At 66.0% G+C, this 18,607-nt stretch carries 15 protein-coding genes and 2 pseudogenes; 10 read left to right on the forward strand and 7 right to left on the reverse strand.

Features of this window, described 5'->3' with window-relative positions; all coding sequences use genetic code 11:
* Positions 1-84: 84 nt before the first annotated feature.
* Genes ACTDI4_RS19820 through ACTDI4_RS19830 form a run of 3 tightly spaced genes read right to left on the reverse strand, consistent with a single transcriptional unit; the run spans position 85 to position 3,868 of the window.
* Positions 85-1,305 carry a pyridoxal-dependent decarboxylase, exosortase A system-associated gene (locus ACTDI4_RS19820; RefSeq protein WP_442842783.1) on the reverse strand — a complete coding sequence of 407 codons (1,221 nt, stop codon included), beginning with the start codon at positions 1,303-1,305 and terminating at the stop codon, positions 85-87.
* 2 nt (positions 1,306-1,307) lie between these two features.
* Positions 1,308-2,948, reverse strand: a complete 1,641-nt coding sequence (locus ACTDI4_RS19825) for an acyl-CoA ligase (AMP-forming), exosortase A system-associated (protein WP_442842784.1) — start codon at positions 2,946-2,948, stop codon at positions 1,308-1,310.
* A gap of 11 nt (positions 2,949-2,959) precedes the next feature.
* A complete protein-coding gene (locus tag ACTDI4_RS19830) occupies positions 2,960-3,868 on the reverse strand; it encodes a hypothetical protein (protein ID WP_442842785.1) in 909 nt (302 codons plus the stop codon).
* Positions 3,869-4,010: 142 nt separating this feature from the next.
* Here ACTDI4_RS19830 and ACTDI4_RS19835 point away from each other — a divergent pair, with 142 nt between their 5' ends.
* From ACTDI4_RS19835 to ACTDI4_RS19855, 5 genes are all read left to right on the forward strand, one after another.
* Positions 4,011-4,907, forward strand: a complete 897-nt coding sequence (locus ACTDI4_RS19835) for a glycosyltransferase (RefSeq protein WP_442842786.1) — start codon at positions 4,011-4,013, stop codon at positions 4,905-4,907.
* Positions 4,908-5,008: 101 nt separating this feature from the next.
* The gene (locus tag ACTDI4_RS19840) at positions 5,009-5,479 is read left to right on the forward strand and encodes a UDP-N-acetylglucosamine--LPS N-acetylglucosamine transferase (protein ID WP_442842787.1); all 471 of its coding nucleotides are present in this window, start codon (positions 5,009-5,011) and stop codon (positions 5,477-5,479) included.
* Positions 5,476-5,955: a glycosyltransferase gene (locus tag ACTDI4_RS19845; RefSeq protein ID WP_442842788.1), complete on the forward strand. Its 480-nt coding sequence runs from the start codon at positions 5,476-5,478 to the stop codon at positions 5,953-5,955. Before ACTDI4_RS19840 ends, ACTDI4_RS19845 begins: the two co-directional genes overlap by 4 nt.
* Before the next feature lie 17 nt (positions 5,956-5,972).
* A complete protein-coding gene (locus ACTDI4_RS19850) occupies positions 5,973-7,082 on the forward strand; it encodes a Gfo/Idh/MocA family protein (protein ID WP_442842789.1) in 1,110 nt (369 codons plus the stop codon).
* 6 nt (positions 7,083-7,088) lie between these two features.
* Positions 7,089-7,967, forward strand: coding sequence for a hypothetical protein (locus ACTDI4_RS19855; RefSeq protein ID WP_442842790.1), 879 nt, complete (start codon positions 7,089-7,091; stop codon positions 7,965-7,967).
* A 144-nt stretch (positions 7,968-8,111) separates the two neighbouring features.
* Here the strand turns inward: ACTDI4_RS19855 and ACTDI4_RS19860 are convergent, their stop codons facing one another.
* Positions 8,112-9,437 (reverse strand): rhamnosyltransferase WsaF family glycosyltransferase, encoded by a 1,326-nt coding sequence (locus tag ACTDI4_RS19860; protein ID WP_442842791.1) that lies wholly within the window; start codon positions 9,435-9,437, stop codon positions 8,112-8,114.
* A 394-nt stretch (positions 9,438-9,831) separates the two neighbouring features.
* On the opposite strand from ACTDI4_RS19860, the gene ACTDI4_RS19865 reads away from it, so the two are divergent.
* The 3 genes and pseudogenes from ACTDI4_RS19865 to ACTDI4_RS19875 form a co-directional block, all read left to right on the forward strand.
* Positions 9,832-11,178, forward strand: a complete 1,347-nt coding sequence (locus ACTDI4_RS19865; RefSeq protein ID WP_442842792.1) for an O-antigen ligase family protein — start codon at positions 9,832-9,834, stop codon at positions 11,176-11,178.
* 652 nt (positions 11,179-11,830) lie between these two features.
* Positions 11,831-12,445, forward strand: a pseudogene (locus ACTDI4_RS19870) (right-handed parallel beta-helix repeat-containing protein); the annotation flags it as partial.
* A 198-nt stretch (positions 12,446-12,643) separates the two neighbouring features.
* Positions 12,644-13,081: pseudogene (locus tag ACTDI4_RS19875) on the forward strand (M10 family metallopeptidase C-terminal domain-containing protein); the annotation flags it as partial.
* 103 nt (positions 13,082-13,184) lie between these two features.
* Here the strand turns inward: ACTDI4_RS19875 and ACTDI4_RS19880 are convergent.
* The 3 genes from ACTDI4_RS19880 to ACTDI4_RS19890 all read right to left on the reverse strand — a co-directional run bounded on the left by ACTDI4_RS19880 (position 13,185) and on the right by ACTDI4_RS19890 (position 15,912).
* Complete coding sequence (locus tag ACTDI4_RS19880; protein ID WP_442842793.1) at positions 13,185-13,898, reverse strand: Crp/Fnr family transcriptional regulator; 714 nt, start codon at positions 13,896-13,898, stop codon at positions 13,185-13,187.
* A gap of 153 nt (positions 13,899-14,051) precedes the next feature.
* Positions 14,052-15,116 carry a dTDP-glucose 4,6-dehydratase gene (gene rfbB, locus ACTDI4_RS19885; RefSeq protein WP_442842794.1) on the reverse strand — a complete coding sequence of 355 codons (1,065 nt, stop codon included), beginning with the start codon at positions 15,114-15,116 and terminating at the stop codon, positions 14,052-14,054.
* Positions 15,117-15,144: 28 nt separating this feature from the next.
* The gene (locus ACTDI4_RS19890) at positions 15,145-15,912 is read right to left on the reverse strand and encodes a helix-turn-helix domain-containing protein (RefSeq protein ID WP_442842795.1); all 768 of its coding nucleotides are present in this window, start codon (positions 15,910-15,912) and stop codon (positions 15,145-15,147) included.
* Positions 15,913-16,311: 399 nt separating this feature from the next.
* Here ACTDI4_RS19890 and rfbA point away from each other — a divergent pair, with 399 nt between their 5' ends.
* Both rfbA and ACTDI4_RS19900 read left to right on the forward strand, forming a co-directional pair.
* Entirely contained in the window at positions 16,312-17,316 is a 1,005-nt protein-coding gene (gene rfbA, locus ACTDI4_RS19895; protein WP_442842796.1) for a glucose-1-phosphate thymidylyltransferase RfbA, read from the forward strand.
* Entirely contained in the window at positions 17,313-18,593 is a 1,281-nt protein-coding gene (locus ACTDI4_RS19900; protein WP_442842797.1) for a polysaccharide biosynthesis/export family protein, read from the forward strand. Before rfbA ends, ACTDI4_RS19900 begins: the two co-directional genes overlap by 4 nt.
* Positions 18,594-18,607 lie beyond the last annotated feature (14 nt).

Consider the following 18,607-nt stretch of genomic DNA (forward strand, 5'->3'; position numbering starts at 1 on the left):
CGCTAGCACGACGCGCCCGCGACACTGCACTTGGCCAAGGGGGGAATGCCGGGGGTATCCGCTCTACGCCGGAGGGCTTGCCGCTCACACCACGACCTCGGCGGGCATGGGATGGCCCAGGAAGGCGGTGGGGCTCGCCGTCAACCCGTAGGCGCCCGCCTGGAACACCACGACGAGGTCGCCGATTTCCGCGTGCGGCAACGTCACCTGGTCGGCCAGCACATCGAGCGGCGTGCACAGGCAGCCGACGACCGACACCGTCTCGCCCGCCGCATCGTCCATGCGGCTGCCGACCGCGACCGGATAGTTGCGCCGCACGACCTGGCCGAAATTGCCGGAGGCGGCGAGCTGGTGGTGCAGGCCGCCGTCGACCACGAGATAGGTGCGGCCGCGCGAAACCTTGCGATCTATGACGCGGGTGACGTAGACGCCGCACTCGCCGACGATGTAGCGCCCCAGCTCGACATGGATGGCGGCGTGCGGGAAGGCGGGCCGCAGCCGCCGCGCCAGCAGCGCCTCCAGATTGGCCCCTACCCGCGCCAGGTCGAGCGGCTCGTCCCTTTCGAAATAGGGGATGCCGAAGCCGCCGCCGAGATTCAGGTAGCGGACGGGATCGGGAACGCCCTCGGCCAGGCGCAGGAACAGCTCCACGGTCCGCTCCTGCGCCTCGCACAATATATCGGCATGAAGGTTCTGCGACCCGGCGAACACATGGAAGCCCTGGAAGTCGAGCTCCGCATCCGTGAGGAAATCGAGTGCGGCCGGAACCGCCTCGGCATCCATGCCGAACTGCTGCGGGCCGCCGCCCATGCGCATGCCGGACCCCTTGACCTGGAAGTCCGGATTGACGCGCAGCGCCACGCGCGGGCGCTCGCCCAGCCGCGCGCCGATCCCGGCCACGCGCCTTGCCTCGTTCAGCGATTCGATCTCGACCATGACGCCGGCGGCGACCGCCTGCGCCAGTTCCGCATCCGTCTTGCCGGGGCCGGCGAAGCTGACCCTCGCGGCCGGCATGGCCGTGTCGAGCACGATTTTCATCTCCAGCGCCGAGGCGACGTCGAAGCCGTCGACCAGCCCGGCCAGATGCTGCACGACGGCCGGCATCGGGTTGGCCTTGACGGCATATTTCAGCAGCAGGCCCTCGGGCAGGAGCGAGCGCAGCCGCGCGACGCGCTGCGTCAGCAGCCTGCGGTCATAGGCGAAATAGGGCGTGGCGCCGACACGCGCCGCCAGCCGGTCGATCGGCACGCCGCCGACGCAGAGGCGCCCGTCGACAGTTGCGAAGGCGGCGATGGTGGAATGCATCCTCACGCGCCGCCTTGCGGCTCGAGCACCGCCTGCCCGGCAGCGGTCGTGTCCTCGCCCGGCCCACGGGTGAGTTCCTGGCGCAGCCGCACGCGATCGAACTTGCCGTTCGGCGAGGTCGGTATCGCGGCCATCTCCACGATGCGGGAAGGAAGCATATATTGCGGCAGCCGCGCCCGCAGCGCTGCCGCGAGTTGCTCCGTGGCCAGGCCGCCGCTGTCTGCGGGGCTGGCCACCAGCACCACGCGCTGTCCCAATTCGGCGTCGTCCAGGCCGAGCGCGACCGCATCGCCCACCATGCCGGTGGCATAGGCGGCCTCCTCGATCTCGGTCGGGCTCACCCGGTAGCCGGACGTCTTTATCATCTCGTCGCGACGGCCGACGAAATAGAGGAACCCCTCGGCGTCCCTGACCACGGTGTCGCCCGAGAAGACGGCACGGTCGGCCGGCACCCCGCCCGGCTGGCCGGGCGACGGCCGGAAGCGCTCGGCGGTGCGCGCGGCGTCGTTCCAGTAGCCCAGAGCGACCAGCGGGCCGCGATGCACCAGCTCGCCCTCCTCGCCGGGGTCGCACGGGCTGCCGTCCGGCCGCACCACCATGATCTCGGCATTGGGAATGGCCTTGCCGATCGAATCCGGCCGGCGGTCGACCTCCGACGGCGGCAGATAGGTCGAGCGGAACGCCTCGGTGAGCCCGTACATGAGATAGGGCAGCGCACGTGGAAAATGCCGGCGCAGCTTGTCGAGCGTCGCCTTGGGCATGCGCCCGCCGGTATTGGCGAAATAGCGCAGGCCGGACGCGGCCTCCGCCGGCCATTCCAGCTCCGCCACCTTGATCCAGAAGGGCGGCACGGCGGTGATGCCGGTGACGCGGTGCCGCCGGCAAAGGCGCGGCACGTCGGCGGGCACGAGATAGTTCATCAGAACGACATGGGCGCCGGCGTTGAAGGCCGTGGTGAGCTGGCTGAGGCCGGCATCGAAGCTCAGCGGCAGCACCGACAGGATGGTGTCGGCCGGGCCGTTCTCGAGATAGGCGCTGACGCTCTCCGCGCCCACGATCATGTTGCGGTGGGAAAGCACCACGCCCTTCGGCCGGCCGGTGCTGCCGGAGGTGTAGAGGATGGCGGCCATGTCGGCGTCCACCGTGGTTTCGTGCGGCAGCGCGCCGGAAGGCTCGCGGCCGAAGCCTTCCCAGCCATGCAGCGCCGCGCCGGCCGCGGGCATGGCCCCGGCCGCCGGGCCGGCGCACACCACATGCGCAAGCGCCGGACATTGGCCGATCTCGTCGCCCATCTGCGCCAGCCGCTCCGGCGAGGTCACCAGCGCCCGCACCGCGCAGTCGCGCATGATGTAGGCCACTTGCGCCGGCTTCAGCAGCGGGTTGGCCGGAACGGCCACGCAGCCGGCCGCCATGGTGCCGAAGATGGCGACGACCGTCTCGATGCGCTTTTCCAGGAAGATGGCCACCCGGTCGTTGCGCCGCAGGCCCAGCGCCAGGAGCCCGCCGGCGAAGGCGCGCACCTGCCGCCACAGCTCCTCGTAGCCGACCTGCTCGCCACGAAAGGTGACGGCCGGCGCCCGGGCCTGCCGCTGCGCGGAAATCTCGATCAGATGGCACAGATTGGTCCTGATATGTCGTTGCATCGGCACCCCTGTCACCACGGAACGCTGACCAGTTCGCTGTAGAGGTAATCGATCTGCGCGGCGCCGAGATCGCCGCTGCGGAACATGCGCGCGCGGGGCGCAACCGCGATGGCGTGCGCCGGGCGGAAGCCGGCGACGCGATGCTCGACGAAGGTGGCCGCGATCCCGAAATGCGTGAGCAGATGACTGCACAGAGGGCGCAGCGTGCGGCGAAGCAGCGCCGGATTGCCGACATGAAGCAGGGTGGCGAACAGCCGCAGCCGCTTCCGGCGCTCGCGGCGGAAGATGACGTAGCAGCTTTCGCTCCCGCTCGTGACGAGGAGGTGATGCGCGGCGATGGCCTGCGCATGGTCGCGGAAGATCTCCAGGTCCCGCCCCTCGAGCCGGGCCTCGATCTGCGCCCTGTCGGACAGGATCCGCACGCCGCCGGAGAGCGGCCACGGCCAGTTGACGATCAGCGAGGAGGCCGTGTCGAGCGTCTGGAAGTTCAGCCGCCGGTTCAGCGGCACGACATTGCCGCTCGGCGACAGGTCGGTGAAGGTGCGGTCCTTCTGCGCCAGGAGCGCGGTCAGCAGCCGCACGCCATGGGCGCGATAGGCGGGCGCCACGCACCATGCCGCGACGTTGCAGAAACGCTCGGGCCTGCCGTCGATGACGCGGTCGGCATAGAAGGCAAGCTGCACGCCCACCACCTGCCCGCCCGCCATCAGCATATAGCCGTGATTGGGCGCCTCCACAGGCCAGCACGGGCGGATCGCACGCTGCCATGCCTCGGGCGAAAGCCGGGAATTGAGCTCGCGATGAAGAAACAGCGCGACCTCGGCGAGGTCGCCCGGCAGGATCGGGACCACGCTGACCTTGCCGCCCGCAGGCAGTCCCGGAAAGTGCGCCAGGTTCAATTCGCCGCAACCATCAAGCATTCAACAATTGCCGAAGGATAGGCGCGTTGCGGCGGCGAAAAATACTTCAACTAAAGGTGCAAGCTGCCTACCCCCGATAGCCGACTGGCGGGCCGGACAGGGGCGGGGGCAGACTGAGGCCATCCCGAGCAAAGAGTTTTTCATGATCAGTGTGATCATTCCCCACCTCGATCAGCCGGCGGCCCTTCGCCGTTGTCTGGAATCGCTGGGCCGCCAGCGCGGCCTGGGCGAGGCGCCGGAAATCATCGTGGTCGACAACGGATCGCGGGTGCAGGTCGATTTCTGCCAGCAGTTCGGGGCCGCGCTGCTGTTCCAGCCCCTGCCCGGCCCCGGCCGCGCCCGCAATCTCGGCGTGTCCCGGGCCGGCGGCGACATCCTGGCCTTCATAGATGCCGACTGCCTGGCCGATCCGGGCTGGCTGGCCGAGATCGAGCGCTGCTTCCGCGACCGGCCCGACATCGACATCATCGGCGGCGACGTGCGGATCGCCCGCGCCGATCCGCACAGGCTTACCTGGCTCGAAGCGTATGAGAGCGTCTTTGCCTATCGAATGCAGGAATACATAAAAAAGCAGGGCTTTACGGGAACCGGGAACCTGGCCGTCCGCGCCCGCACCTTCGCCGCCGTGGGTCCCTTCGGCGGGCTGGAGGTCGCGGAAGACCGCGACTGGGGGCAGAGGGCGCTGGCGCTCAGCTTCCGCACCCACTACCGGCCCGCCATGATCGTCTTTCATCCGGCGCGCGCCTCCTTCGCCGAACTCGCACGGAAATGGCAGAGGCACGTCGCCCACGACTTCGAGGCGATCCGGTCGAAGCCCGCCTGGCGGCTGCGCTGGCTGCTGCGCGCCGGCGCCGTCCTCGTATCGCCGCTGGCGGAGATGCCGAGGATCGCCTTGTCGGACCGGCTCGACGGCCTGCGCGCACGCGTCCTGGCCTTCATGGGGGTGGCCCTCGTGCGTGCCTACCGCGTCCGCCTGATGATCGAACTGGCGATGGGCGGAAGCCACACACAAATGGTCGCGCGATGGAACAGGACATGATGCTTTTCAGGGAGAGCGGGGAAGCCGCGCCGGCCCGTTCCGCCACGGCGATGCCTGTGTCAAGGACGGGGCCGGGGCCGGAGTCCGTGCCGGCGTCCGCCATGCGCGGGTCGCGCCGCGGCAGGAAGCGGGTGCTGGCGATCGCCTCCGCCGGTGGGCACTGGGTCCAGTTGCAGCGCCTCGCCCCCGCCTTCGACGGGGTCGACGTCGCCTATGCCAGCGTCTATCCGGCCTACAGCCAGGACGTGCCGGGAAGCCGGTTCTATGCGTTCGACGACGTCAGCCGCCTGCACAAGACGCGCATCGTCAAGGTCATGGCGCAACTGCTGTGGATCCTCGTCCGGGAACGGCCCGATGTCGTCGTCACCACCGGCTCGGGGCCGGCGCTCATCATGCTGGCGCTGTGCAAGACGCTGCTTCGCTCCAAGACGATATGGATCGACAGCATCGCCAATTGCGAGCAGCTCTCCTTCTCCGGCTCCAAGGCGCGCAGATATGCCGACGTCTGGCTGACGCAATGGCCGCATCTCGCGCGCGGCGACGGCCCGCAATATTGGGGAGCCGTGCTATGATATTCGTCACGGTCGGCTCCATGCTTCCGTTCGACCGGCTGATCATGGCCATGGACGAATGGGCCGCCGCGCATCCGCACCAGAGGATGCTCGCCCAGATCGGCGACGGCACCTTCCTTCCCCGGTACATGCCGTATTCGCGCATCGTCACGCCGGCGCGGTTTCGCGAGATCTACGACGAGGCGAACCTCATCGTGGCCCATGCCGGCATGGGCAGCGTGATCATGGCGGCCGAGACCGGCAAGCCGATCGTGCTGCTGCCGCGGCAGGCCGCGCGCAGGGAACACACGACAGACCACCAGCTTCACACCGTTGCCTGGCTGGGCCAGCGTCCGGGCATCTTCGTCGCCGATGCCGCAGAGGACCTCGCCGCCCAGATCGACAGGGCGCAAGCCTGGGTCGGCGAGCATCCGCAGCTTTCGAAGATCGCCCCCATGCCCTTCGTCGAGAAGATCCGTCAGGCCGTCGAAAACTGAACCCTCGGGACCGCGCAATGATCCGCACCGCACTCATAGGATTGGGCAAGATGGGCCTTTCCCATCTCGCAATGGTCAGGACCTGTCCTCAGGTACAATTGGAAGGGGTGTGCGATCCCTCCGGCATCGTCCTGGACGCCCTGCGAAAATACACCGACATCCCCACCTACAAGGACTATCGCAAGCTGCTGACGGAGCGCCGGCTGGACGCCGTGGTGGTGGCCACCCCGTCGCGCTTCCATGGCGACATCGTGCGCCTGGCGCTGGAGAACGGCATCCACGTCTTCTGCGAGAAGCCGTTCTGCCTCGACCCGGAAGAAGGGCGCGCACTGGCCGACCTTGCCGAGCGCAAGGGCCTGGTCAACCAGGTCGGCTACCACTACCGCTTCGTCGGCGCCTTCCAGGAAGCGCGCAGGCTTCTCTCCGGCGGTGCGCTGGGGCAGGTGCATCACATTCGCGGGGAGGCTTTCGGGCCCGTCGTGCTGAGGCGCAAGAGCGCGACATGGCGCAGCAGCAAGAGCGAAGGCGGCGGCTGCCTCTATGACTACGCCTCCCACGTCATCGACCTGATGAACTATCTCGTCGGCCCGCCGACCTCGATCACGGGGTCCACGCTCAACCGCATATTCTCCCGCGACGTGGACGACGAGGTCTACTCCACCTTCCACTACCACAACGGCGCCTCGGGCCAGCTCGCCGCCAACTGGAGCGACGAGAGCAACCGCAAGATGTCGGTGAAGATCTCGGTGTGGGGCGACAAGGGCCGGATGCAGTGCGACCGGCAGGAGCTGCAGGTCTACCTGTCGGACGCGGCGCTGGCGCAATCCGCCGGGCTGCGGAAGGGCTGGAACCTTCGCTACACCACCGACCTGACCCAGCCGGTCTGGTACTATCTGCGCGGGGAGGAATACGCCGCCCAGATCGCGCATTTCGTGCAGCAGATCGCCGACGGCGCACCTGCCGTATCGACCTTCCGGACGGCGGCGGAGACGGACCGCATCATCAACGACATCCGCGCCGACGCCACGGCCCTGCCGGCGGCGCGCCAGCCCCAGGTCGCGGAAGCCAGGCCGGCCGGGCCGCCGCGGCCGTGGCGCCTGCGCTCCCTCCTGCACGCGGCAAGGTGAGACGTCATGGACCCGGTCATTTTCGGCGACAACCAGTTTTTCGGCGTGAACCATCTCTCCGAGGAGAAGGCGCGCACCCAGGCAATCCGGTTCCAGAACACGGACGAGATCATCAAGGTGCTGGACATCGCCTACGACGCCGGCATCCACTCCTTCATGTGCACCACGCACGAGCGCATCGCGGAGGTGTGCGCCCACGTGCGCGCCGACCCGGCCAGATACGCCGACTTCAAGTTCCTGCCCTGCATGCCCTATGCCCACAAATACGCCAATGCCGTCACCGAGCACGGCATGCTGGAGGCGCTTCGGCTGCTGCTGCCGAACGGCAACCCGCTGGGCGCCATGCTTTCGGGCGGGATGTCGCTGGCCACCAGGGACATGGAAGGCATAGCGCACCTGCTCATCGACGCGGAAATGAAGATGTTCCAGGGCTGCGCCACGCCGATCGTGTTCCTGCAGAACGTGGTGACCGACTTTCTGCTCGGCCTGGGCATTCACCAGGGGCTGCGCATCTTCCACGACCACATCAGGGCAAGCTACGGCGCGGAACCGGGCTTCATCACCATGAACCTGCCGCTGCTCCTCGATGCGCTCGACAGGCAGGGCATCGAGAATCCGATCGTCTGCTTCAACCTCAACAAGGTCGCCTTCCGCATGTGCGGCGGGCCGGAGGCCTATGAGCGGACCATCAGGTCGCGCCGCTTCAGGCCCATCGCCATGTCCGTGCTGGCCTCCGGCGCCATACCGCCGGAGGAAGGCGTGCGCTACGTCGCGTCCTTCGGCAAGGTGCAGTCGGTCGTCTTCGGCGCTTCCAGCAGGCAGAACATCCTTGCCACCAAGCATGCGCTCGACGAGCATTTCGTCCAGGGGCTGAAGGCGGCGTAGAGACTGCCTAGGCCCAAGCCCCAACCTCAGATGCCGATGTGCCTGCGCCGCCACCGGCGGACCAGTTTTTCGAACCGCCGGCCGATTGCATAGGCGGCCCAAGGACGGTAGCCGCACCTTCAGGAGAGACCGAAGCTGCCTTGTTCAGGCCCGCAGACCCTTTCCCGGGGCCCACGCCACGGCAGGAGAATCGTCGATGGACCTGTCATCTGCAACGACGGTTTCGGAGCCTCTGCCGGCCATGGGATCCAGGGCACGACGGAGCGCATCCGCGACGGCCGCTCCGGCCTGGTCCCACGACGTCGACATGACGCTTTCGGCGGCGCGGCGCGAAACCTCCGGGAAATCGCGCGCCCTGACCACCTCTTCAAGCGCGCGGGCCAGCGCGTGAGGCTCGGCGGGTGCATAGCTCACATTGGAATTGTCCAGCACCATCCTGTTGTGTTCGGCGTCGTTGACGACCGGAACGCAGCCTGAAGCCAGCATCTCGTGTGGAACCAGCGAAACGTTGGTCAACGAAAGGCAGAGGCCTGCGTAGCATTGGTTGTAGATGTCGTTGAGTGCGGCGGGGGTGACCAGTCCGTGGTCGATGATATCCAGCGGCACGTCCCCGGCCCGTTCTCCGAAAACATGGATTCGAATATCCGGATTGCGCTTGGCGAATATCCTCAGGGTCAAGATTCCCAGTTCGAACCCGCGTCTCGGGGTTTCCGCCCGCGCATAGAAGGCGATGCCCGACCGTTTCGCATCGGGATTAAAGCGGTATTCGCGCGTGTCGCAGCCGAAGGGAAAATAGTCCGTCTGCATGCCGTATTCGCGTGCAAGCTTCTGGGCAAGCCAGCGGCCCGCGGTGATCCCATGAAACCCCATCCTGTAGGTGTTTTCGGCGAAAAGGCTGTTCGACCCCGTCGGGTAGAAGCATGGCTCGTAGTCCTGGACGAAATAGAACCGCTTGCCCGCGCAGCGCGCGTTGTAGACGGCATAGGCGGAAGCCCAGCTCGTCGCGATGATGCCGTCCGCGTCCTCGATCCCTTCCCTGGTATCGAGGATCGGGCATTCCACGCCGTAGGCGCTGCGCGCGATTTGCGAATAATGGCGGTGGTCGCTGTTGAACACGTCGTAGAAATAGACGTTGTTCCGGAAACCGCGGCTCTCGAGATACCTGATCATTCGAAAGGTGGTCGTATGCCCGCCCGATCCGGGACCTGCCGGCGTGGTCACCCAGTTCAGCGAAATCGGATCGCCTGCGCAACGTCTTCGAAACGGGCGCACGGCCGTGCGGGTGAGATCGGCCGACATCACATCCTCGGGGAGCACTTCCCAGCGGATGGCCCGCGGCTTGAGCCGTTCCGCCGCGAGCTTTCGCAGGCGATTGACGATTCCTCGGCGGCCTTCCGCCCGCCAAACCCCCGTCACTTGCCGATATTTCAGGGCCGCACGATCCAACGCCGCGTTTAAGATTTTTGACAATCTGTTCTCCACAGCAGGCCCGATGCCAAGTACTTGGACGAAGAATACAATTCATCGCACTGCTCGACATTGCTGCGCAGATGCGGCGACTAATCAATCTGCCTATTCTTTCCGGATCAAAGCCAAAACGAATGAACCGATCCGCCGATCGGATGGTTCGCGCATGAGCCAAATGACGGCTGGTGGACAATTAAGGTAAATGTACCTCCCGCTCGGACGTCCGGCATTATCTCGGCGTGGAGTGCAGGGCATGGCATTTCCAGATGGAATGAACGGTAACCGGACTGATTGTTTCAGGCGTTCCAGTGGATATGGATCGAACTTCTTCCCTAGCCGGAATTAACGTCGGCCCCAGCCAGGTTGAGGGCTGGCGCCCTGGCGCCCGGCGAACCCGATGACCGTCCCAAGGCTCGCCGCCGGCACATTGCCTGCAAGGACGCGAACCGCCGCGCGCAATCGTGCCACGGAAGCGTCGCCGGCCAAGCTCGCCTGGCAGGTGCGGCTGTTCCTGGCGGCGCTTTTCGTGCCCTGGATCATTCCCGTCGGCCCGCTGAACCTGTCCGCATACCGCATCGTCCTTTTGGCGAGCACGATCCCCTGCCTGATCGTCTGGCTGCGCGGCGGCGCCGGCCGCATACGGGCGGCGGACGTCACGCTGCTGCTGTTCGCGCTGTGGAGCGACCTGGCGCTGGTCCACGCGCATGGCCTTGGCGGCGCCGTGCAGCCGGCCGGAATCTTCTTCGTGGAGACGGTGGGCGCCTATATGCTGGCGCGCTGCTACATCCGTGACGCGGAGGCCTTTCGCGGCGCGGTCGCCTTCATGGTCAAGCTGGTCATCCTGCTGCTGCCGTTCGCGCTGTTCGAGGCGTTCACCGGCACCAAGCCGCTGCTGACCGCGTTCGGCACCATCTTCCCCACCGTGGACAGCACGCTGATGTCGCCGCGCATGGGCTTCTGGCGCGTCCAGGGGCCGTTCGAGCACTCGATCCTGTTCGGGACCGTCTGCGGCAGCCTGTTTGCACTCACCGCGCTGGTGCTCGGCCAGGGCATGGCCCGGCTGCCGCGCCTGCTGCTCGTTGGAACGGTGGGGTTCACCGCGGCGTTGTCGATGTCGTCGGCGCCGATGGCTGGAGTGGCCCTGCAGGGCGGTCTGATGGCCTGGAACAGTACCCTCAAAGCCTATCCCGGCCGCTGGAAGGTCCTATGGGGTCTGGTTCTGCTGGCGTATCTCGTCGTGGAGTTCGGATCGAACCAGACGCCGCTGGCCTTCTACGTCTCCAAATTCACCTTTGACGGCTCGACCGGCTGGTATCGCATGCTCATATGGCAATACGGCTCCGCTTCGGCACTTGCCCATCCACTTCTCGGGATCGGCAACGGCGACTGGGCCCGTCCGGTCTGGATGCCGAGCAACAGCGTGGACAATTTCTGGCTCCTGATTGCGATGAGATACGGCCTCCCCGCCGTAACTCTTCTCGCGGTGTCGTTTCTATTCGTGATCCTGCCGCTGTCCAGAAGGAAGAGCCAGGACGCGGTTCGGGAAGCCTACCGGATGGGCTATGTGCTGTGCATGGCCAGCTTCGTCGTCGTCGGATGCACGGTGCATTTCTGGGCGGCTCCCTATGCCTGGCTGATGTTCCTTCTGGGGAGCGGGGCATGGTTCCTGGATCAGGGCGCCCCGGCATCGGCGCAGAGAATAGGCTCGGCGGATAGCCTCAGGCGAACACAACTCCGCCGATAAGCAACTCACCCCACCAAGAAGCGCCAACAGCGTTCCGCATTGCGACGTAGGATCGGGAAAGCGATGTGCTCCCTTATCCTACCAGCGAATCCCGCAAATATTCGACCCTGTTCTCTCGCGTTCGGGGGCACAATCCAGGGCTGTGTACCCGGCCATTTGCGCCGCAGCTATTTTTGGGGCGCAACCACACCTGAACACAGGCACCGACATCTCAGCAAACCAGATCCAGTTGGGAAACTTCGGTGACGTACAGACGACGACTCGCGCGCCACGGCCGCTAAGACGAACCACTGTTCCTTCTAAGCTCGCGCAAGCACCCGCCCGCATCGCGCGAACAGGAATCTGGCCGATCTGTCAACCCTGTTCTACCGACCAGCTTTTAGGGCGGCATTTTAGCTCGCCCTGTTATCCAAAGCGTTTTCCTCCATCAGGGTTTACTCCTTTAGGTGAGGCTGATACGACCCCTACGGCTTTCGTTGAAGGGAAGGATCAACCATTTATTTTAACGAAGGCTAATTTAGTTTCAGGCAAACGGATAGCGGGATTGGGGCTTGAGCATGAAAGGTAATATAATATGGCCACCACGGGTTTCCCCGATGCCAACAGTGCAGGCGTTCCGGCTGGAACGAAACTGACCACCTACACCGGCCCGATGACGATCACCCAGGCCGGAACCGTCATTGAAGGCAAGATCATCAACGGATCACTTCTGGTCACTGCTCCCAACGTCATCATCAAGAACTGCGTCATCAACTATGATGGCTGGTGGGGTGTCGACGCCGAAGGCGCCAAGAACATCACCATCGAGAACTGCGACATCACCGGTCCCGGCTTCGCCAAGAATGCCAATGCGGCCATTCTCGGCAGCGGTAACTTCATCGGCAACGACATCTCCAAGTCGGAGAACGGCATCGTCCTGAGCAGCGGCGCCAGCACGGTGAAGGGCAACTATATCCACGACCTCGCTGCCGCCGGTGCCGACCCGCACTATGACGGCATTTCCGTGCAGGGCGGCCAGAACGGCGTTCTGATCGAGGGCAACACGGTGATCGGCCGCGACACCTCCGACATCTTCATCAAGAACGACTTCGGTTCCATCAGCAACGTCACGGTCAAGGGCAACCTGCTGCTCGGCGATGCCGGCTATCAGGTCTATGTCGACGGGCGCGCCTCCGGCGGCGCCATCACCGGCGTTTCCATCGTCGACAACCATGTCGAGAAAGGATCCTACGGCTACTACTCGATCGACAAGGCTTCGCCGACGATGTCGGGAAACACCGAGTATGCGCATGGCAAGGCGCCCGCGCCGGGCGGCCTCACCGCTACGACGCCGCCGGTCGAAACCACGCCGGATCCGGCACCCGCGCCTGATCCTGTCGAAAAGCCGCAGCCGCCGACCTCCGAGCCCGTGGACAAGCCGGTGCCGCCTTCCAGCGGTTCCGGGGACCAGCCGTCGACGACGATCGGCCAGACCATCCATGGCACCAAGGGCAACGACACTCTCAAGGGCGGAGCCGGCAATGATGTCATCTACGGCCATGAGGGCAGGGACGTCATGACCGGAGGCAAGGGTGCCGACACGTTCGTGTTCACCAAGGTGGCCGACACGGGTTCGGCCAAGTACCGCGACATCATCACCGACTTCCAGCAGGGCCAGGACAAGATCGATCTGTCGAAGATCGACGCGAACGGGTCGCTGCGCGGTGACGGTACGTTCCACTTCATCGCGCAGGAGAACGCCAGGTTCGACTTCAAGCCGGGTGCGCTTGCCTGGCATCTGGAGCATGTGAACGGCAAGGACATCACGGTCATCCAGGGCGACATCAACGGCGATGGCGTGCATGACTTCGAGATCCAGTTGCAGGGGGGTGTCCATCTGAACGCCTCCGACTTCATCCTGTAAACGGGATCACGCCTGAAATGGACGGGCCGCGACCGCCAGGTCGCGGCCCGTTTTTTCTGTCGCGGCCGTTCGGGCTCAGGCCGGGAACGGCGAGGGTCTTGCCCTACTTTTCGCGGGAGCTGAGCAGGTAGGCGGGGTCGAAGCCGGAAATCCGCATGAGCAGTTGCGGATTGTGCAGCGCCACCATATGTCCGTTGAAGGTGAGCAGTTCGTCGTCGCGCAACGCCCGCAGCACCCGGTTGAGGTGCACGTTGGTGATGCCGAGCGCTTCCGCCAGGTCCTTCTGCGTCAGCGGACATTCATAGACGGTGGGCGTGGCCATGTTGATCTGGGTCAGCCGGAAACCGAGTTCCAGCAGAAGATGCACGGTGCGCTCCAGCGCCGGCCGCCGCCCCAGATTGACGATATGTTCCGCCATGATCGCGGCATCGCGCGACAGCGCCCACAGCAGGCCCTCGGCCAGGGGGGAGGATTTGGGGAACGTCGCCAGCAGCCGGTTGATGTTGATCTCGGAGACGACCGCCTCCGTCATGGTTTCGAAATGCCGGTCGGGCTTGTTGAGGAGCAGCCCGATAAGCCCGATGAAATCGCCGGGCAGGCGGAAGTCGACGATCTGCCGGTTGCCGTCGGGCATCAGCTTGTAGACGCAGGCCCAGCCCTTGTGGAGAACATAGGCTGCGGACGCGCCCTTCGCCTGATCGAGCTTGTCCCGGCCGAATTCCTCGCGCGCTGCAATCTTGCGCCTGCCTCCGGAAAGTTCCGCCAGCAGCGTCCTTTCGGCTGCCGTCGGCAGGAACCCCTCAAGCTTTTTCGCCAAGGCGTCCGTTTCGCCAAACATGTCCCGCCATATTGCCCCTGAGACGCCACGCAAAAATGGGCGTCCCGATACGGAAAGTCGCGCCTGTCAACGCGCCGGGGCAGATAAGGTTCCGAGGCTCCCACGCGGACGGGAGCGCTGTCGCTCACGTCTTCATCCTCCGAGCCCCAACCGGCGACCGACGCCCTCGCGCTCCTGCAGGGCGCGCCACCAGGCTTCGTTGCCGAGATACCAGTCGACCGTTCTCGCCAGCCCCTGGGCCAGAGGCACCGAAGGCCGCCAGCCCAGTTCCGAGCGGATGCGGGTCTGGTCCACGGCGTAGCGCAGGTCGTGGCCGGGCCGGTCGCCGACGAAACGGATGGCCTGCGCATGCGGCTGTGCACCGGGGCGCCGCATGTCGAGTTCGGCACAGATCATGCGGACCAGATCGATGTTCCTCACACAGCTATCGCCCCCGATATTGTAGCTGCGGCCGACGACCCCGTGCTCCAGTACATGCAAAAGCGCCTCCGCATGGTCTTCGACATAGAGCCAGTCACGGATGTTTTCGCCGGTGCCGTAGACGGGAATGGGCAGCCCCGCCAGCGCATTGAGGATCACCACCGGCACGAGCTTCTCGGGAAACTGGAACGGCCCGTAATTGTTGGAGCAGTTCGTCACAAGCGTGGGCAGGGCATAGGTCTGGCTCCAGGCGCGCACCAGGTGGTCCGCTGCGGCCTTGGAGGCGGAATAGGGGCTGCGCGGCGCATAGGGCGTCGCCTCGGTGAATTCTCCTTCGGGCCCCAACGAGCCATAGACCTCGTCGGTCGAGACATGATGGAAACGGAAGGTCTCCGGCCGGCCCCTGCCCTCCCAGTAGCGGCGCGCCGCCTCGAGCAGGCAGAAGGTGCCGAGCACATTCGTCGTCACGAAGGCCGCCGGCCCGTCTATGGAGCGGTCGACATGGCTTTCGGCCGCCAGATGCAGGACCGCGTCGGGAGCGTGGCGGTCGAAGACATGGTCGAGCGCCGGCCGGTCGCGAATGTCCACATGCTCGACGCGATAGCCGATGTTCTGGGCCACGCTTGCCACGTTCGCAGGGCAGGCGGCATAGGTCTCGGCATCCACGTTCACAACCTGATGGCCGCGCGCCACCGCCAGCCGCACCACCGCCGAGCCGATGAAGCCGTAGCCGCCGGTGACGAGGATACGCAGAGGCCTTTTGTCCCCGGCGTTCATTGCTCCTCCGGCAGACATGGATGAGTGCTCACTGGCCGTGCCCGTCATAAGGACGCCCGCCAAACGACACTGCGGTGGCACGGCTTGCCTGGTGGTCGCGGAAACGGGCGGCGGCCTCCGTGCGGTTATGGGTGCCGAGCTTGCTGATGATGTTGTGGAGATGGATCTTTACCGTATGCTCGGAGAGGCTGAGTTCGGCGGCGATCATCTTGTTCTGCAGTCCGCGCGACACCAGTTCCAGGATCTGCACCTCGCGCGCGGTCAGGTCGGAAAGCCGGATTGCGGTCGTGCCGGCAGGCGCGGCCGCGCCCGATGCCGCGCCGAACTTCTTCGCATAGGAATGAACCAGGGCGGCCGGAAAATACTCGCCGCCCAAAAGCAGAAGCTCGATCACGCACAGCCACACGTCGAGCTTCACGTTCATCGGCAGCACGGCGCGCACCAGCCGGTGGTCGAGGATGCGCGGAAGCTCGAACAGCATGTCCGGATAATCGGGCATCATCACGGCCCCGCTCGCCGCGGGATGCCGGCGCATCAGCTCGGCCGCCGACGCCTCGACCTGCTCCAGAAGGGCGGCGTCGACCAGGATCAGCGCGACCGGATGGGAAAACTCCGCGCAGGCCGCCTCGACCGTGGCCACGCTTTCGACCACGATCCAGGGATATTCGCTTTCCAGTGCCCGCAGCAGGCTTTCGGAAATGGTGCCCGGGGTCGCGACAAGCAGGATCGTGCGCTGCGCCCGGCCCTGCTTGCCCGCCTGGCGCCCGGTATTTGCTGGTGCTGTCGTCGTCTCCAACCCCGCCCCCCTTTTCTTTTCAGGCGTCGCGAAACCGCGCGAGGCCAGGCGGCCGTTCTCGACGCAAACATATTTCGGCCGACCCTGCACCGCGACGGAGCAATAGGGGAAAGGGCAAAGTCTTCCGATGACGGACGAGGGATCCTGCCACATCCGCGAATGCCGAACGGACGACCCCGCCGCCACGGGCTCACTGCCATTCGACCGATACGAAGCCGTCGAAGGGCGGGCCGCATGCAGCCTTCCCTACGTCTCGGGGAGGTGCCCTGACCCTGCCTTCACAATTTGGATGAGGTCCGATTGCGCGGCTTCCCCATATCGAGGCCGAGAAATTTCCGTGCGGCGGCGGCAATGTCTTGGTCGACGACGCCGGCGGCGCCGCGCTCACGGAGTTTGGGAATGAAGGGCATCATCCTTGCAGGCGGCAGCGGCACCAGGCTCTATCCGCTGACCATGGCTGTCTCCAAGCAGATCCTGCCGATCTACGACAAGCCGATGATCTTCTATCCGCTCAGCGTGCTGATGCTGGCGGGCATAAGCGACATCCTCATCATCTCCACGCCGCGCGACCTGCCGAGTTTCCGGGCCCTTCTGGGCGACGGCTCCGACTTCGGCATCTCGCTTTCCTATCGCGAACAGCCGCGCCCCGAAGGGCTTGCCCAGGCTTTCATCATCGGGCGCGACTTCATCGGCCATGACGGCGTCGCCATGATCCTGGGCGACAACCTGTTCTTCGGCCATGCCCTGCCCGACGCCTGCCGGGCCGCCGCGAGCCGGCAGAGCGGGGCGACGGTGTTCGCCTATCATGTCGACGACCCGCAGCGTTACGGCGTGCTGGCCTTCGACCGCGTCACCGGCAAGCCCGTCGCCATCGAGGAGAAGCCGGCAAGGCCGCGCTCGAACTGGGCCGTCACCGGTCTCTACTTCTACGACAACGACGTGGTCGACATCGCCGCCGGCCTAAAGCCTTCGCGGCGCGGAGAACTTGAGATCACTTCCGTCAACAACGCCTATCTCAAGCGCGGCGACCTGCATGTGCAAAAGCTCGGCCGCGGCCACGCCTGGCTGGACACCGGAACCTGCGAAAGCCTCTACGACGCCTCGTCCTTCGTGCGCGCCATCGAGCGGCGGCAGGGCGTGCAGATCGCCTGTCCCGAGGAGATCGGCCTGGCCAATGGCTGGCTGGAGCCGCACCGGCTGCTGATGCGCGCGGCCATGCTCGGCAAGACCGAATATGCCGACTATCTGCGCCGGCTGGCCGAAGACGGCGGCGCCGCGGAAGCGGAGATCGCCGCTGCCGCCGCGCCCCGCCCCGGCGCCCCGGCCCGGCCAGCCGGTCTGCTGCCGACCTTCGCCGTCGTCGGCCCGACGGGCTACGCCGCCAACGATCCGGAGCGAAGATGAGCTTTCGCCGCATTCCCTTCGTCCGGCGTGCCGCGGGTGCGGCGCTTGCCGTAGCGCTCCTGGCGTCGCCCGCGCATGCCGGCGACGCGCCGCTCGCGCCGCAGACCAGGATCAAGCTCTCGGTGGTGCAATGGATGCCGACCAAGGGCGAATATGAGGACTGGCAGGCGCTCGGCGGCGAGTTCGTCGTCTCGCAGGCCGGCACCGTGCAACTGCCGGTGCTCGGCGCCATGACGGTGGGCAATCTCGACCCGGCCGGCCTCGCCGCCGCGATCGCGTCCCGCCTCCAGGCGAAGCTGGGTCTGGTCGAAAAGCCGGACACCACCGTGGAGATCGTGGAATATCCGCCGGTCTACGTGGTTGGCGACGTCGTCAAGCCCGGCGAATACCGGTTCCGCTCGGGCATTACCGTGCTTCAGGCGCTGGCCCTGAGCGGCGGCCCTCTGCGCACGACCGCCGGCTCCGGCGACGCGGTCCGCCTGGCGGGCGAGTTCAAGCAGACCGCCAACGCCATTCTGCGCTCGCATGTTCGGATCGCCCGGCTGCAGGCCGAGCTGGCCGACGCCGACGAGCCCGACTTCAAGCAGGTCCAGGCCGGCGATGCCGATGCCGGGGCGATGGCCGACATCGTGGCGCAGGAACGCGTCATCTTCACCGCGCGCAAGAACGAGCTTGCCCGCCAGTCCAAGGCGCTGGCCGACCTGCGCGACCTGCTGAACGCCGAGATCAACGTGCTCCAGGAGAAGATCAAGGCCGCCGACATGGCCATCCAGAATGCCCAGAAGGAGCTGAACAGCGTCACCGTGCTGGTCGACAAGGGCATAGCGGTCGCCTCGCGCAAGTCGGACCTGGAGCGCCTGCTGGCCAGCCTGCAGGTGGACAAGCTGGACCAGGTGACGGCGGTCATGCGCGCGCGCCAGGGCATCACCCAGGCCACCCGCGATCTGGACGGGCTGCAGGACAAGCGCCGCACCGACGTCGCTTCCGCGCTTCAGCAGGAGCAGGCCGAACTGGAACAGGCGCAACTGAAGCAGAGCACCACCCAGAAGCTTCTGGTCGACGCCATTTCGTCCGGCCCCGCCGCCGGCGACGCCGGCGTGCGCTATTCGGTCATCCGGGCCGGCAGGGAGGGTGCGAACACCTTCGCCGCCACGGAGGCCACGGGGCTCGAACCGGGCGACGTGGTCAAGGTCAGGCTCGACCGGCCAGTCATCGCAGCGACCGGGGCGGCCGCCTCCGCCGAAACGGCCGCGGCGCCGGCGGAAGCCAGCCAGTGAGCAGTCGCGCAGGG

It is taken from the genome of Mesorhizobium sp. PUT5 (assembly GCF_052216645.1).
Lineage (GTDB): Bacteria > Pseudomonadota > Alphaproteobacteria > Rhizobiales > Rhizobiaceae > Mesorhizobium.